Raw genomic sequence first — 15,975 nt, forward strand, 5'->3', positions numbered from 1 at the left:
TTTGGTAAAGGTTTATGGTAATCGTTTTGGGGAACAATCAATTTCTTAAGTTGCTGGCGATGCGGCGGTACCCAAGTACTGACATTCTGACCATGCATTTAACGCAAGAGCAGTCTTTCTTCGTGAGGGATGTGCAAAAACACCCTTCTTCAAATGATTTTGTTAGTTATTCTTTTTAGAATCTTTGTTATAAATGCGTTGGCTATAAATGTTTATATACGAGTATGAGAACGTCTTTTTTGTTTTGCCAGTCCCTCAATAATGTGAGCAGTCGGCATATATAATAATTGGGCTGCTGTGGAAGAAGTAATGCCAGCAAACGGATAATTATCTTGATAACAAAATGAATCATATACAATCTCATTCAGTTGAATCGCTTGATATTGTCTTGTCCATAGTTTATTAGAGATTTTATTGGTACATGCTGTGATAATATTTGATTGATTCTCCACCATTAATGTTAAAGCATGCGAAATGAGCATATTGATGGCACTCATGATTCCTTTTCCCATCCATTTTGGATGACAGGCTCCCATATCAAAATAAATTAAATTTCCCTTAGGTAATTGTAAAAATTCTGCGGATTTTTCTTCTAAATCTGCTAATAGTTGTAAAATGGGTGCGACTGGTGGACATATTTGAATTGCTGTTTGTTTATCGATTAACGGTCTCTCCGCTTTTCGGCATAAAATGACTGCCACCATTTCATCGTCCTTCATAGCTACCCATGACATCTTTTGCTGAATAGCTCGGTCCACCATTTCTTCACATATTTTCTTATAGGAAAATAAGGGAACTTGTATATAACTTACTAATGGTTCATTCTGTACAAAGGCTGTTGCAATCAAATCCGTTACCTCTTGTATATGTTTTTTCTCTAACAACTCAATTTTCATATAGGACTCCTCTTTTCTGTATTCAAGTTGGATAACAACCTATTACAACAGGTATTTGAAGTTCCTTAGGCATTAAGAACCCCATCGATTTTTTGTTTGATATTATTCAAAACACCGCTGTGTAAATAATTATAAAGCTTTACATTATATACCCATATTGAGAAAAAAGATGAACTTAATTTCTTTATAGGGGGCACGACACACATTCATCAACTTAAGGATTCGGTATAGCTTTAAAATAAAGATTGATTAAAATGGAGTTTTCCTTTATGAATATATAAACAATATTTATAAAAAAATTTAATCATTTTAAGATGAATTATGTTAGACATTATAAACTAGCAAAAATAAGAAGTAGATAGTGCCCCTATCTAAAAAAATGTTTAATTGCTTCAAGTCTTATTTTATGACTGCATTCGTCACAGTAATATTTCCCTTTTGGATTTTCCTTGAACTGCTTATATTTTTCAGTTCCTTCATTTACTAGAAATACACTTTTACAGCAAAAACAAATAACCTCATAAAATATCATGACCTTCCCCCTCATCAGGGTGATATGTTACTTTTGAGTTGTTCGCTCAAAGATTGTAATAAGTTCTTTAGTGTAATCTTTAACGTTTAGATCGGGGTTCCTCATTAGCTCGAGGCTAAATCCGGCTATGACATGCCTGATTGTTAACGCCATCACCCTTAAGGCCGTTTCGGAAAATTCTCGAAACACCCCCTCTTGCATCCCTAAACGTAGAATATTTTTAATGGGAAGAAAAATAGTTTCATCATGGTCTGCTGCAAACCGAAGTTTTCCTTCATCTGTTCTTTCATTTGAAACAATTTCTATAACAGCGAATACATGCTTTCGATGTTTATCTATAAATTTCAGATTCGATTCAATATACGTTTGGAGCATTCCTTCTGGGATCGTTTGAGCTTCAATTTGCAGACAACTAAAGGACTGGCAAGCTATATAATAATCGATTATAACTTGCTCTAGAAGTTCCTCTTTGTTTGTAAAGTAATAAGAAATAACCCCCTTACTTATTTTTGCACGTTTAGCGATTTGTCCTAAAGAGGCTTTTACATAACCGGCTATTAAAAAAGAATTTATAAAATTCCAATCCAATAATATATAGCTTTTCATCTCACTTTTGAATTTTACATAAAATCGTTTTACATATTTTAACAAAATAATCAGGTAACATTAAGGGTTCCAATTTAAAAATCAAGAATTATTAGTATAAGTTGGTATCATAAATTTCTATAAAATATCGCATTATAAATAATGTGGAAATGAACCTGGTGTTTCTTTTTACGATTTTTTATAGGGGGGACAAAAGTGAATATACTTAACTTTTTGATGTCATCATTGAATTATGGGGAAATAATCCAACGAATACTTGAGTTATTAGGAAATAAAAAGAAGAACAATAAAGGATGGATTTGGGCTTCTTTACTAGGATTAGGAACAGTTTTAGGGTTATTGGCAACACGTAATTCAAGTATGATGAAACCTATAAAACATACGTTCCAAGGTTTTCAAAATAAAACAAGATCATTTATTCCATCCAAAGTAAATTTAGCAAATATGGAATTTGCTGATGAAATTACGCCTAACAACCAAGAGAGACATGGTAACCAAACTAATAATCACCACCATTACAAGACAAAAATCCCATCAAAACAACATTAAATAGATAGCCGGTTCTTTATCTTACAGGGAACCGGTTCATTTATGTCTAAATGTACAAGCTTCTTTTTGAAGTGGTGATACCTAATAAATCTTTAAAGTAATCATTGATTTATATAAAAACTGCAAATTATCATTATATATTTTTATATCTTTTATAAAAATGAGGATACTACATTATGAAGAAATTTTTAAAGTTTAGCTTGATAGGAATATTAAATACACTTATCACAATGATTAGCTACATAACTTTGGTTAAAGTTGGTATTAATTACCTTACCGCTAACTGTTTTGCTTATTTAATTGGTGTTATTAACAGTTATTATTGGAATAAAAATTGGGTTTTTGAATTCAAAAATAAAGAGATATCATTATTTTTGAAATTCCTAACTGTAAATTTAATTGTATTAATTTTTAACACAATTACCTTATTCATATTAGTTGATAAACTTTTTATCAATAAGTTTATCTCACAACTTTTTTCTATCAATGTTGGCATGATAATGAATTTTTTCCTTCATAAACTTTGGACATTCAACAAACAAAATCATTTGCAATAATTCAACCAATCCCTACTACAAGGAGGATAAAAGCATGGAGAAACTTATTTCAATTATCGTTCCTATGTATTTTGAAGAAGAAGTAGCACAAGAATGCTATAATTGTTTAAAATCTGTTATGCTACAAAATAATATTAATTATGAATTTATCTTTGTAAATGATGGTAGTACCGATCGGACGATGGAAATTTTAAAAGGTATTTCAGCCGAAGATTCTCGTGCTAAAATCATAAACTTTGCTCGTAATTTTGGACATCAAATAGCTGTAACAGCAGGAATTGATGTTGCTAAAGGTGATGCTATGGTCATCATTGATGCTGATTTACAGGATCCACCTGAAGTCATCCCAGAACTTATCGCGAAATGGGAAGAAGGTTATGAGGTTGTTTACGCAAAAAGAAAACGGCGTGAGGGTGAAACTTGGTTTAAACTTGTAACAGCTAAATATTTCTACCGCTTCTTAAATGTCATGTCTGATATTAATATTCCTAAAGACGCAGGTGACTTCCGCCTTATTGATTGTAAAGTAGCAGATGTATTCAAACAAATGACAGAACGAAATCGTTTCGTACGTGGAATGATGTCTTGGATTGGATTCCGCCAAACATATATCGAATACGTAAGAAATGAACGTTTTGCGGGTGAAACAAAATATCCCTTAAAGAAAATGCTGAGATTTGCCTCAGATGGTATTATTGCATTTTCTACAAAGCCATTAAGAATGGTTATGACTTTAGGTTTAATTTCTGTACTAATTTCTATTGCAGTTTTAATATACTCAGTTATTGTTAAACTTATTGGACAAGACATTCAAACTGGATGGGCTTCTCTTATGGTTGCTATCACCTTCTTCAGTGGCGTGCAACTTCTTGGTCTTGGTATTGTCAGTCAATATATCGCTCGTATTTATGACGAAAGTAAGAATCGACCAATCTATGTTGTAAAAGAGACTGTCAATATAGAAGAGGATATAGCTGTAGACGATAAAGACAAATTGAATAAATCTTAAATGTACTAAAAAGAATTGTAGCACGTGTATTTCACCGCCATAATTCTTTTCTTTATATAGACTAAATAACGACTGTAATCTAGTCTTTGAGCCACTTAACTGGTAAGGCTTTTCTTTTTTATAAAACTAATCAAAATTAAAAAATAAAAACATTTTCATTCGATATTCCCCCCTCTTTCACACTTAAGTTTATCATTTTAGCCAAGAAGACTCCTTCCTCAAGGAGCGTGAAGGGTCACAGCCCAGTGAGTAGGTGGGAGATGAATTGGCTTCGAACAAGGGATGGCAGTAAGCCATCTTAATTGTTCGACATACATAAAGTGTTACTCCACTATATATCGAATGTACGTTTGGTATATAATAGTCATATACCGAAATGGAGGTGAATGAAATGATGATTAATAAAGCCTATAAGTTTCGTATCTATCCAAATCAAGCACAAGCAATTCTAATCAACAAAACGATTGGTTGTTCTCGCTTTGTATTCAATCATTTCCTATCCTTATGGGATCACGCATACAAAGAGACAGGAAAAGGCTTGACCTATGGTACATGCTCTGCCAAACTACCTGCCATGAAGAAAGAGTTTGTTTGGCTAAAAGAAGTGGATAGTATTGCGATTCAGTCGTCTGTTCGCAACCTTGCGGATGCCTATACACGCTTTTTCAAAAAACAAAACAGCGCCCCGCGCTTTAAATCTAAGAAAAACAACGTACAATCTTATACCACAAAACAAACAAATGAAAACATTGCTGTTATAGAAAACAAAATTAAATTGCCAAAACTAGGGCTTGTTCGATTTGCCAAAAGTAGTGAAGTAAAGGGACGTATTGTAAATGCTACAGTTAGACGGAACCCTTCTGGTAGATATTTTGTGTCATTGTTAGTTGAAACAGAAGTACAAGAACTTCCGAAAACAAATTCTTACATTGGAATAGATGTAGGACTAAAAGATTTCGCTATTTTGTCAGATGGAAGACCCTATAAAAATCCGAAGTTTTTCCGATCATTAGAAGCTAAGTTGGCGAAAGCACAGCGTGTTCTTTCTAGAAGAATGAAAGGGTCTTCTCGTTGGAATAAGCAACGAGTAAAGGTAGCTAGAATTCATGAATACATTTCAAATGCTAGAAAAGATTACTTAGACAAAATCTCAACTGAAATCATCAAAAACCACGATGTTATCGGTATTGAGGATTTGCAAGTATCGAATATGTTAAAGAATCATAAGTTAGCAAAAGCAATTAGTGAAGTGTCTTGGTCGCAATTTCGATACATGTTAGAATACAAAGCAAAATGGTACGGCAAACAAGTCATTGTCGTATCGAAAACATTTGCTTCCAGCCAATTATGCTCTTGTTGTGGATATCAGAACAAAGACGTTAAAAATCTAAACCTACGTAAATGGGACTGTCCTTCTTGTCGTACACACCATGATAGGGATATTAACGCAAGTATCAATATAAAAAATGAAGCGATAAGGCTTCTAACCGCAAGGACTGCGGGGTTAGCCTAATCAACTAGAGTTCGATAGAACTCTTTACTTAGGAATCCCTCACTTCTAAACGAAGTGAAAGTGGGGGTAGTTCAAACAAGAAGTTTCTTAGTTACAAAAAATCACAACCCCTTATTAACCCATGGATAATTTCTGTCGTTTGGGAGATTTTATAAATAAGCTTTTTTAAAATTTCTTGAGGTGCATTCAATGTTTTTAAACCAGAATAACAAAGAAATAAAGTTACTTGTTTTTGCAGCAATCATACTCATTCTTTATTTGTCTCCTTTATTTATTCTTGGAGAAAATGCGCATATTCGCGTTCATGATAATCTTGATTCCAATTTGTCCTGGTATAAGGTTTTGGCAAGGAGCGGAGAGATAATAGGTCCAATTGATGCTACCATTCCACAGGTGATAAACAATCAATTGTCAAGAAACGCATTTAGTACGGAATTTAGTGGTATCGTTTGGTTGTATGCTTTTTTTCCAAATATGGTTGCGTATGCATTAAGTCAAACGATTACAAGAGTGGTTGCGTTTATAGGGATGTATGTTCTTTTAAAACAACATTTTTTACCTAGAGAGGAATGGAGGGTCATTGCAGTAGGAGTTTCATTAGCTTTTGCTCTTACTCCTTTCTGGCCTTCAGGGATGCTTAGTACTCTCGGAATGCCTCTTGCACTTTGGGCATTTTTAAATATTCGAAAAGGAGAAAGGTCGTGGAAGAACTATTTCGTACTCACTCTTATTCCTCTATATTCGAGTATTGTTTTAGGTTTTTTCTTTTTTTTAAGCGGAATGGGAGTCCTTTGGTTAGTGGACTTAGTAATAAAAAAAGAATGGAACTTTCGTTTTCTTTTTTCAATTATTTATATGACGCTCATTTACATGATTGTAGAATATCGCTTAGTATCTTCCTTCTTTTTATCTACTGCACCTAACAGTAGAGATGAATATTTTCATGCAAGATTATCGTTATGGCGGTCTCTCCGCCTCACATTGAAAAATTTCCTTTTCGGACATACCCATGTCATGACAGTCCATACATTTGTTATTTTACCTGTCATACTTATTGCGTTGTATTTTATCATTACTAAGAAACAATGGAAGCAAGAAAAAGTCTTTGTTTTTTTGTTTTGGTTTAACATAGCGTTGTCAATTTGGTATGCTTTTTGGTTTTATAAAGGTTGGCTTCCATTAACAAAACGTTTTCACATTTTAGATACATTTAATTTTGCACGTTATCATTTTTTACGCCCGTTAGTTATCTATGTTTTATTCGCTCTTGGATTAAAAGTTTTATGGTTACAAGGGAAAATATGGAGACACGCTGTAACAGGCTTTGTGATAGCTCAAATTATTTTGTTAAGCTTTTTTAATGAAGAACTTATTTTTCAAAATAAACCTTCAGTAAAGGAATTTTTTGCAGAAGAACAATTCCAGGAGATAAAAGAGTATATCGATTTACCTTTGGAACAGTACCGTGTCGCTAGTATTGGTTTACATCCTGCTATCGCTCAGTACAATGGATTCTACACACTTGATACATATAATAATTTTTATCCTCTATCATATAAATATGAATTTCGAAAAATAATCGAGAAGGAACTAGCGAAGAATAAAACGATTCGTACGTATTTTGACGAATGGGGTGGCCGTTGTTATCTTTTCACCGATGAACTTGGAAAACACTATATGTTTACAAAAAAATCAAACAAACGCTTAAGAAATGTAGAATTAAATATAGAACACTTCAAAAAAATGGATGGTCGTTACATTTTTTCTGCTGTTCCAATTGAAAATGCAGCAGAGAACAATTTATCTCTTGAAAAAATATTTAAATCAAACACATCCGCTTGGAAAATTCATTTATATAAAGCAATATAGATACTTGAAATAGATTGCCTCTCTCGATGTAAATGCCCATAGCCAATAAGCTACTTTTTCATAATGTCCCCAAAAACAACAAAGATGTTTTGGGGATGTTTCATTTCACTAGATTGATAAGCTTGTGGCGGTACCCTAAATAACATACCAAAATACACTTAATTTGGTAATAAACATCAGTTTCATTTGAACTAAACTAGCTTGGGTTCCGTACATAAGAAAATATTGTATCATAATATAACTTAATACCTTAATAATCAAAAAATAACATATAAACCAAGCGTATTTATTGTTAATTATTTAACTTCTAGTATCCTAAAAATTAACATGATTACAGTAAAACAAACGATATAAACGACTAACTGAATAACAATAAGCAATATAAAACTGATAGGTTATTCGATAGAATTTTCATACCAATCACCACATGCTCCACAAATTCTTCAGCCACAATAGTTTTGCTTTATTTAATACCTATTTTAAATTTAAAGGTTTCAATTTTATCGACTGCCTTGTTATATCCTCCAGCATTTTTTAAAGATTCTCCAATTCTATGGCTATTTTTTTTATAAATATCATTTGATAACACATGCATCGCTGTATTACGTAATATCTCCGGAGTAAGGAATTTACGATTTAACTGAACTCCGGCTTCTAATTCTTCTATTCTTTGAGCAATTATAGGCTGATCTCCCATAACAGGAATAACTAGCATAGGAACACCAAAATATAAGCTTTCACTGGAACTATTCATTCCCCCATGTGTAATAAATAGATCAGTATGTTGTAGAATGTCTAATTGAGGAACGTAATTATATAGCTTAAAATTAGAAGGAATATTATTTAATTGACTAATATCATTTTGCTTCCCTACAGCTAATATGACAGTAACCGAGCTATTTCGAAATGCTTCAAAACATGTGTGATAAAAATCGGATTGTTGGTTAAATACTGTTCCCATAGAAATAAAAATCAGCTTGTTTCCCTTTTCCTGTTCTAAGGAAAAAGAATCTACATCTTTACGCTGTGCAATAGAGGGCCCAACAAATATATAAGAATCATCAAATTCTTCGACATTTGGTTGATATAATTTTGATGTATATACAATTGTAATATCCCCTGGGCATGTCATCAAATTTTGTTTTTCATTAAGAGTAATTCCATAAATATCTTCCCATTTTTTAAAAATACGCATAACTTTCTGATATAATGGAGATTTTTTATTCTCTTCTTCATGATCCTTCATAAGAGCAGATGCTATTTTTTTAGTAATGGCAAATGTTGTACATGAAGAAATTTTAGGTATTTTTAGTACTTCAGCTATAATCCATCCAACAGCGAAATTATTATCATATATAACATAATCGTATTTTTCTTGTTTTACTTCTTCTAAAATTATCCCTATTATTTTATCCATGGATTTCACCATGTATAATAATAGTTCTTGAGGATTTATTTGCCCATTCATTCTTTTTACCATGTCTATTTGTGATATAAAATTTTCATATGGTCGAAACAATGCTCCTGTATTCTCTATTTTACTTCTATACTCTTCTACGCAATAATAAATAACTTCCTCGCCTCTTTTTATTAGTTCTTCAACAACTGCAATTGTCGGATTAATATGTCCTTCTCCTGGAAAATTAAACATTAGAACTTTTGCCATATTATTGTTCCTCCCCTAAAGTTTAAATAGCTATTCCATTATTACTAATATCAATCATGTACCGATATTTGAAGTAAAGATACTCTCTTTGAATAAATTTTTACTAAATATCCTTTCTATTCAAGAGTTTTTCTCCTCTCATTTTAATAAAATCACGCGTGCTATTAAATGGAAGAAACAATTAAGAAACAAAGTTGATATAAAAAACCACATAATTCCCCCTCTATTTATCTCATGTATAATAAAAAATAACTAAGAGTAGAAAGGGCTGAATTATGCACAGATATCAATATTTTTCATCTACCCATTACCAATATAATGGAGGTAAAAGTATTGATTACAGAACTATACACACAAAGATTATATTTAAGAAAAACAAAAGAATCTGATTCATTAAGCTTATTTAAAGTATGGTCTGATCCAGATGTTACGAAATTCATGAATATTATTAATTTCACTAATGAGGATCAGGCAAAAGATATGATTAAATTTCTAAATGAGCTGGCTCAAAACAATAAAGCAATACGATTTACTGTTATCGAAGCAAAATCTAATCAAATCATTGGCTCATGTGGTTATAATTTCTTAGATTTTGAAAACTCTAAAACTAAGATCGGCTATGATATTTCAAAAGCATTTTGGGGCAAAGGATATGCACCTGAAGCAATCTCCGCTTTAATAGATTGTGCATTTATTGATTTAAAACTAAACCGCATTGAAGCAAAAGTTGAATCTGAAAATCTAAATTCCATAAGCGTGTTAAAAAAATTAAAATTCACATTAGAAGGAAATCTAAGAAAAAGTGAAAAATCAAATGGAAAATTCATCGATTTAAGTATCTATTCAAAATTAATAACTGATTACTTGTAGTCTCTCCCCCTATACTTCAGTGAAGTATAGGCCCTTTTTATTCCTTAATAAAATTCAAATTGTAAGTCAATAGAAAATTGATTTCGTTTCTAGTTACTAACCTACAACTCATAACTGTTTATAAAGGTACACTTTTATAGGTATATCAAATGCTCTCTATATCTTTGAACACGTAATAATAAAAAGCAAACCAAAGGGTGTGCCTTTATAAACGCTAATCACTTTTTAGGAAGATTCATCTGTAAAAAGTAAAACTAAATTTACATCATTTTATAAATTGCAAAACAAGTCGTTAAATATCCAATGATATCAGTGGATTTCATGAGTTAAATTTTTTTGTATATTTTGTAAAATTCACTTATTAAACGAAAAATCCCTCCACGATTTGTGAAGGGGTTCAGCATACATTGAAAGGGTACTTCTATTTTAATATATAAAAGCAAAAACTCGTATTGATAAAATTCACCTTTTTGATTTTGCAGCTTTTATTCCACTATAAAGAAACTTTTTTAAATTCAATTTATCCTTATAAATTGTTTACATAGAATTAACCAAACGTTTGTTTTAAAAATTAAAGTTTAATTTATTTACACTCAAAAATTAATAATATTCTAGTTTCAAGTTGTTATATAGTTTTTTAGAATAAAGAAAAATACATCCTATATAGAGTTTTTCCGTTCATATTACAGGGGGAATTTGATTTAAAATCAAACCTTACTTAAAACTAAACACACAAAATATATACTACTGTCTATCGTTAAACAGTATCTTTGATAAACAATGATCTTTTCATGCAATATTGCATAAAAAAACACCTGTTACTCTTGCTATAATTTCAAGAGTAAACTGTTGCATCCAACATTTTATAATCTTCTATATTCAATAATATAGAAACCCTAATTACAGGCAAAAGGCGAAGAATATTGGTGGTTCTTCCCTTTTTGCTTATTCTTCTAACAGTCTAATGATTCATTCTACAGTCTAAATGTTTTTATTAATCAAACTTATTAAAATTCAAAAATACAACATTTTAGTTGGCAAACGAGAAATAAACACTGCATTATTATTTCTGCTATATTTAAAGGGCTCTTTTCTAATACAATAAGAAAAGCAAAAAGAACTTGTAGGATTCCTACAAGTTCTTTTTGAATTTACAGCCAATATACAGGATACACAAACTATCTCATTATACATATCGGGGAAACCATCTTTGACTATGGTTTGATTCCATTATATAACAAATTGCAATTATCCAAGTTATAATTTTCGAAGATTTTGTTAATTTAAGAGGTTTGGAGTTGCGATGATGATATCAATCCCTAAAAACACCAATTGTTTATTTCGTATAAAACACTTTAAATCAATATCTATCACATAATTAATTATAAAAAATATAAGTACAGGTAAATAAAGAAGAAGTGTAGGATTCTTATATAAAGAGACATATCTATATTTATGAATAATATATACATACAAAATTAAATTGTAGTTCTCTTCAACTATTACACCTAAAAACAGCGACTTATTTACTAGGTCTATTTTTGTTCGTTGTGTTCGTTTGTTTAGCGAAGTCGCAAAACGAGTTCAATAAAGCAATTAATCTAGTTAATTGCTTTTTCGATTCATAACCGTATTTTTATTTTCTGTACAATACTTAGAATCCCGCAAAGATGAATTCGAATAATACAAGTGGTATATAGATGAACCGTAACTTTAATATCGCTTATCTTTCCTTAACAACAAATAAGACGTTAAACCAATCACAGTAGGCCTACGATAATCGCTATTACATGTTTATAACTACATTCAAGTGTCCAATTTTTTCAATAAAAAGAGAGCATTCATAGCAGGAGATGCCCTTAATAGGAAAAGAAGCGTTAACTGATGATTAAATAGAATACGTTGATTGTCCTAGATTTCAATATATGCTTGTCCTTATCAAAAGGTTCAATAAAATAGGCACCTTATTCAGGTGCCACATAAAGTGTAGGGGTACTAGTTGTATGTCAGAAAAGCCTTTCTGTATAATTATATGATGGGCCTTCATTATGCCTAAATTAACCTCTAAATACGTTTATTGTGTAATTTCTATACAACAAAAAAAACAGCTGTTTTGGATACTTTACCTTTAAATATAAGTCCCCAAACCAATATTTATGGCTCTGTTGCAAAATTTTAAAGAGTAAGCTAAATATTTGCAACAGAACCCTTCGTGTTCAGTAAATGTTGACAAGTCGAATTTTTTAAGGGTCATCCAACGGTATTGCATTAACAATTTCCTCACTCAAATCAAATATGTTAATTAAAATTCGTTTCTTTTCTAGATTCGTTACTATTTCCTCAACTGTAATATTACCAGCTTCATTTAAATGAAAAAGTTTATTTCGACCAAGTGTAACAGCCTTTTTCCCAATGTTTTTACGAATAAATAAACTACTATTAAACGGGCTATAGTTTCGAGTATTTTCCCAACGCTCCTGTAAATATGAAAATTCGACATTATCAATCTCTAACCTACAGGTAAGTTCTTTCTCACTGTGACCCGTTCGAAATACAATATCCCACAAATCATTAAAATTCGGATATACCTTGATTGTAAAAGGTAGAGATCCTCCGATTGAAGGACGTTCTTGGGATAAAGGGACAATATCTTCAATCATTAAAATACCATCTACCAAATATTGTTGATCTTCAATTATAACAATGACCGTGCCATGACTTGGACCATTTTCTGGTGGAGTAAGCCCTACCATCGATCCTGCCGCAGCGCGCACATCATATCCTAAAATTTTTATCAGACTGTATAAACCGATTGAATGTCCCCAACATGTCCCTCCCGTTGAATGTTCTAAAAAATTCGAAAAGAATTCTGAAGGATTTCCAATTGGTAATGGACCTGACATTTTATTTCCAAAATAAATCCTTTTATGTATATTATCTTGCGGAACATTTTTGCACCATGACTGATAAAGCATTCTCAGGTTATCTTCACTATTTTTAGGCCATTGTTGAAACCCCAATTTACTAATAACAGCTTCTATCAGCTCCAAACTTACACCAAATCCCAAGCATATTTCTTCAACTTTGTTAATATCCTTTTTTAATAGATTCACTGTATCAACTCCATTATATATGTTGAAAATTTTATGAAAATTTATATTGTAGCTATCCTCTCTTAAATAGAAAATAATGCATTAATTTAACATATTCATACTATTGGGGACTAATGCTCATTCTCTAGTATGAAAACATGTTCATTTTATGCAAATATTTTCACGTTAATAAGCAGTTTCCTTAATTTTGTGTATACAGCTATCATAATCGTATTTATATAAAAAATTAGTTTAGATCTATTTTTTGTTAAAAGATGTTCTAATTTCTTTATTTACAGTGTTTTGAATGTATACTTTTGTTTTTGATTCTGAGGGTGTCAGGGGATTTTAGATAAATTCAATATTTTAGAAAAATCGAAAGTGAACTAATGGCTAAAAGTTTACTTTCATTTTTTATAAAAAAACGAAGTCTATAAAGAGACTTTGTATCGAAAAATAGATTCTTAGGAGACTCGGAGAGTGTCTACACATCTATTGTAACCTATATATTTACAATTTTGTTATTTGATTTGAAAATATGCATATTTTCATTTTTTGATTTAAGATTTTATAGGTGTTTTAGGAGTCTCGCAACATGCCCATCAAGCTAAGATTTTTAATTCCCCCAAACGAAAAATTTACTTATCTACATCAGCTCATTTTATACATCTAGCGGTTTATTCTTTGATAGTTGTTATAATTCTGTTTGAATATAAATAAAGTAAGTCCCATTTATCCAAAAACACCCCTGATTTCCATTATGTATAGGAAATTAGGGGCATTTTTCAGTATATAAAACTTCAACATTATTAATAAATCTTCTTTTAAAATATAGATGGTTAAATAGATGAAAAACTTCGATTGTTATATTGTCTCTTATTTCTTAAATAAAGGTGCTATTTTATCAATTTGATTTGTCCAAATTCCACCTGTATAATCTTCAGGAAGGCGTTTTATATCTTCAGATGAGTCAAATCCACTTGAAAATCCAAACCCATTTCCTCCTACAACGATAACTCGAGTATCTGCTTTATCCATTCGATTAAGAAAACGATTTGGCCATCCCCAAAGCCAAGGAGCTACTTTGTCTGGTATATGTAATTCTCCATGCTTCAGGCTTGAAGGTATGTATCCGGTCCACCCTAATGCCATATAAGTAATAAGATCTTTTTTCATGGTCGCTTTTGACATTGTGCGTAAACTAGGGATGCGCTCTTTTATCGCAGCAATTGGTTTATCGCCACCATATACAGTTAGTTGATCCAGGCGTTTCGCTGGTAATTTCTTAAGGTGAGCAGCCAATTGGATTCCTTCATTTTCATCATCACTTTTAATATGAATAAGAAAAGAACGATCTGGAAAATGGTTAAGTACTTCATCAAGTGTTGGCATAAGATTAATCCCTTTACGACGAAACGGGAATGTTTTACCTCCATCAGCTGTATAACCGTAACCAATATCAAGTGCTTGTAATTCTTTTGTTGTAAAATCTCTTGTAACGCCTTTACCATTAGTACGGCAATCAAGAGTCCAATCATGAAAAATAACAAAATTATTATCTTTAGTTGGTTGAATATCAAACTCTACTAAATCAGCTCCAGCTTTAAATGCAGCTTCCATAGATGGAATTGTATTTTCTAAATAAGAGTGTTCAGGTTTATTTATACGTTCTGCTGTACATGTATCATCCTCAATCCCTTCCATGCTAAATGTTTGCGAAAGTCCTCGGTGAGCAAGAAGAAGAGGCGTTCCATCGTCCCTCTTAGCAAAAAAAGAACTGTTATTTACATAAACAAATACGAATAGGATAAGAATTATCCAAATCGTTTTACGTTTCAGTAACTTTTTTAGTTTGTTCATTGTATTCTCCTCTTAAATATTAGTTGAAATGCTTTAAACAATTTTTGGCATTTAAATACTGGTAAATATTACAGCCTATCTTATTTTTTCACAATGGATATAATTGTTAATTAAAGGCTCGTACTTTGATATAAAACGGGAGCAATAGAAATCGATTCAATAATCACTCAACCTTCAGTAAGAATAGTGTTGAAAGACTTCTGTGAGAATTTAATATAAATGGGTATATGTGATACCCTATTATTTAAGAATCAATTTGCTATATTTATATTATCTGATAGTATCTTAATCACCTTATTGAAGGATTAGAGGACGTCTAAATAAAACTGGATAATAAATTAACATTATACCTACAAATGAGCAAACTAAATAAAAAATAGCCTCGTATTTTATTACTAGAGAAAAATTATTATCAATCTTTTTTTCATCTCTTTTATATATCATTTTAAATAATACTCTATATAATAAATACCCAATAATTGCTCCCAGGGTGTTCATAGATAAATCATCAATATCTGTAATTCTATTATTTAGCAATTGACCTAACTCAATAGCCAATGAAAAACCGAATCCAGCATAGGCAGTATTTTTTATTGTTCTAAACTGCGGCCAAATAGTCGGCAATAAAAAACCTAATGGTATAAACAGTAAAATGTTTAAGACATAAGTAGTCATACCTTCAGAAGCAAATGGAATCAAGTTAATTTGATTTGCGCGAATTACTGTTTCGTATCTCCCTATGTCCCATATAGTCCCTATCTGCGTCACTTTATACACTAGTGAAAGGTAGAATAGAAAAACATACACCCATAGAAAATGCTGAATAGATATATTTTTTTTCGTTTTAAAATAAAATCCAATTTGAAACACTATACAAAAAATAATAGTAAAAAAATAAGTATATAAATAATTAATCAAAACTCCTGAATGCATATAGAATCTCCTAACTTTACATT

13 protein-coding genes are annotated in these 15,975 nt (G+C 31.3%); 6 read left to right on the forward strand and 7 right to left on the reverse strand.

Annotated features, from left to right (window positions below; genetic code table 11):
• Nucleotides 1–212: 212 nt before the first annotated feature.
• The 3 genes from CGQ22_RS21720 to CGQ22_RS21730 all read right to left on the reverse strand — a co-directional run bounded on the left by CGQ22_RS21720 (nucleotide 213) and on the right by CGQ22_RS21730 (nucleotide 2,034).
• A complete protein-coding gene (locus CGQ22_RS21720; RefSeq protein ID WP_089149309.1) occupies nucleotides 213–896 on the reverse strand; it encodes a hypothetical protein in 684 nt (227 codons plus the stop codon).
• A 367-nt stretch (nucleotides 897–1,263) separates the two neighbouring features.
• A complete protein-coding gene (locus tag CGQ22_RS21725) occupies nucleotides 1,264–1,428 on the reverse strand; it encodes a DUF2197 domain-containing protein (RefSeq protein WP_089149310.1) in 165 nt (54 codons plus the stop codon).
• Nucleotides 1,429–1,455: 27 nt separating this feature from the next.
• Entirely contained in the window at nucleotides 1,456–2,034 is a 579-nt protein-coding gene (locus tag CGQ22_RS21730; RefSeq protein ID WP_089149311.1) for a TetR/AcrR family transcriptional regulator, read from the reverse strand.
• A 195-nt stretch (nucleotides 2,035–2,229) separates the two neighbouring features.
• Between CGQ22_RS21730 and CGQ22_RS21735 the strand changes: the two genes are divergently transcribed.
• The 5 genes from CGQ22_RS21735 to CGQ22_RS21755 all read left to right on the forward strand — a co-directional run bounded on the left by CGQ22_RS21735 (nucleotide 2,230) and on the right by CGQ22_RS21755 (nucleotide 7,531).
• Nucleotides 2,230–2,583, forward strand: a complete 354-nt coding sequence (locus CGQ22_RS21735) for a hypothetical protein (protein WP_089149312.1) — start codon at nucleotides 2,230–2,232, stop codon at nucleotides 2,581–2,583.
• 176 nt (nucleotides 2,584–2,759) lie between these two features.
• A complete protein-coding gene (locus CGQ22_RS21740) occupies nucleotides 2,760–3,140 on the forward strand; it encodes a GtrA family protein (RefSeq protein ID WP_000714040.1) in 381 nt (126 codons plus the stop codon).
• 34 nt (nucleotides 3,141–3,174) lie between these two features.
• On the forward strand, nucleotides 3,175–4,149 hold the full coding sequence (locus CGQ22_RS21745) for a glycosyltransferase family 2 protein (RefSeq protein WP_074594437.1): 975 nt from the start codon (nucleotides 3,175–3,177) through the stop codon (nucleotides 4,147–4,149).
• A gap of 391 nt (nucleotides 4,150–4,540) precedes the next feature.
• Nucleotides 4,541–5,662: an IS200/IS605 family element RNA-guided endonuclease TnpB gene (gene tnpB, locus CGQ22_RS21750; RefSeq protein ID WP_089149313.1), complete on the forward strand. Its 1,122-nt coding sequence runs from the start codon at nucleotides 4,541–4,543 to the stop codon at nucleotides 5,660–5,662.
• Nucleotides 5,663–5,851: 189 nt separating this feature from the next.
• Complete coding sequence (locus CGQ22_RS21755) at nucleotides 5,852–7,531, forward strand: DUF6044 family protein (protein WP_089149314.1); 1,680 nt, start codon at nucleotides 5,852–5,854, stop codon at nucleotides 7,529–7,531.
• Between the two features lie 463 nt (nucleotides 7,532–7,994).
• Here CGQ22_RS21755 and CGQ22_RS21760 read toward each other — a convergent pair whose 3' ends face one another.
• A complete protein-coding gene (locus CGQ22_RS21760; RefSeq protein ID WP_089149315.1) occupies nucleotides 7,995–9,197 on the reverse strand; it encodes a macrolide family glycosyltransferase in 1,203 nt (400 codons plus the stop codon).
• Nucleotides 9,198–9,530: 333 nt separating this feature from the next.
• On the opposite strand from CGQ22_RS21760, the gene CGQ22_RS21765 reads away from it, so the two are divergent.
• A complete protein-coding gene (locus CGQ22_RS21765; RefSeq protein WP_089149316.1) occupies nucleotides 9,531–10,067 on the forward strand; it encodes a GNAT family N-acetyltransferase in 537 nt (178 codons plus the stop codon).
• 2,243 nt (nucleotides 10,068–12,310) lie between these two features.
• Here the strand turns inward: CGQ22_RS21765 and CGQ22_RS21775 are convergent.
• The 3 genes from CGQ22_RS21775 to CGQ22_RS21785 form a co-directional block, all read right to left on the reverse strand.
• Nucleotides 12,311–13,180 (reverse strand): arylamine N-acetyltransferase, encoded by an 870-nt coding sequence (locus tag CGQ22_RS21775; RefSeq protein ID WP_089149318.1) that lies wholly within the window; start codon nucleotides 13,178–13,180, stop codon nucleotides 12,311–12,313.
• An 855-nt stretch (nucleotides 13,181–14,035) separates the two neighbouring features.
• Nucleotides 14,036–15,019 carry a glycerophosphodiester phosphodiesterase family protein gene (locus tag CGQ22_RS21780; protein ID WP_089149319.1) on the reverse strand — a complete coding sequence of 328 codons (984 nt, stop codon included), beginning with the start codon at nucleotides 15,017–15,019 and terminating at the stop codon, nucleotides 14,036–14,038.
• Nucleotides 15,020–15,313: 294 nt separating this feature from the next.
• On the reverse strand, nucleotides 15,314–15,952 hold the full coding sequence (locus CGQ22_RS21785; protein WP_089149320.1) for a VanZ family protein: 639 nt from the start codon (nucleotides 15,950–15,952) through the stop codon (nucleotides 15,314–15,316).
• Nucleotides 15,953–15,975 lie beyond the last annotated feature (23 nt).

The organism is Bacillus sp. M13(2017), assembly GCF_002218325.1.
In the GTDB taxonomy this organism is placed as follows: Bacteria; Bacillota; Bacilli; order Bacillales; family Bacillaceae_G; genus Bacillus_A; species Bacillus_A thuringiensis_K.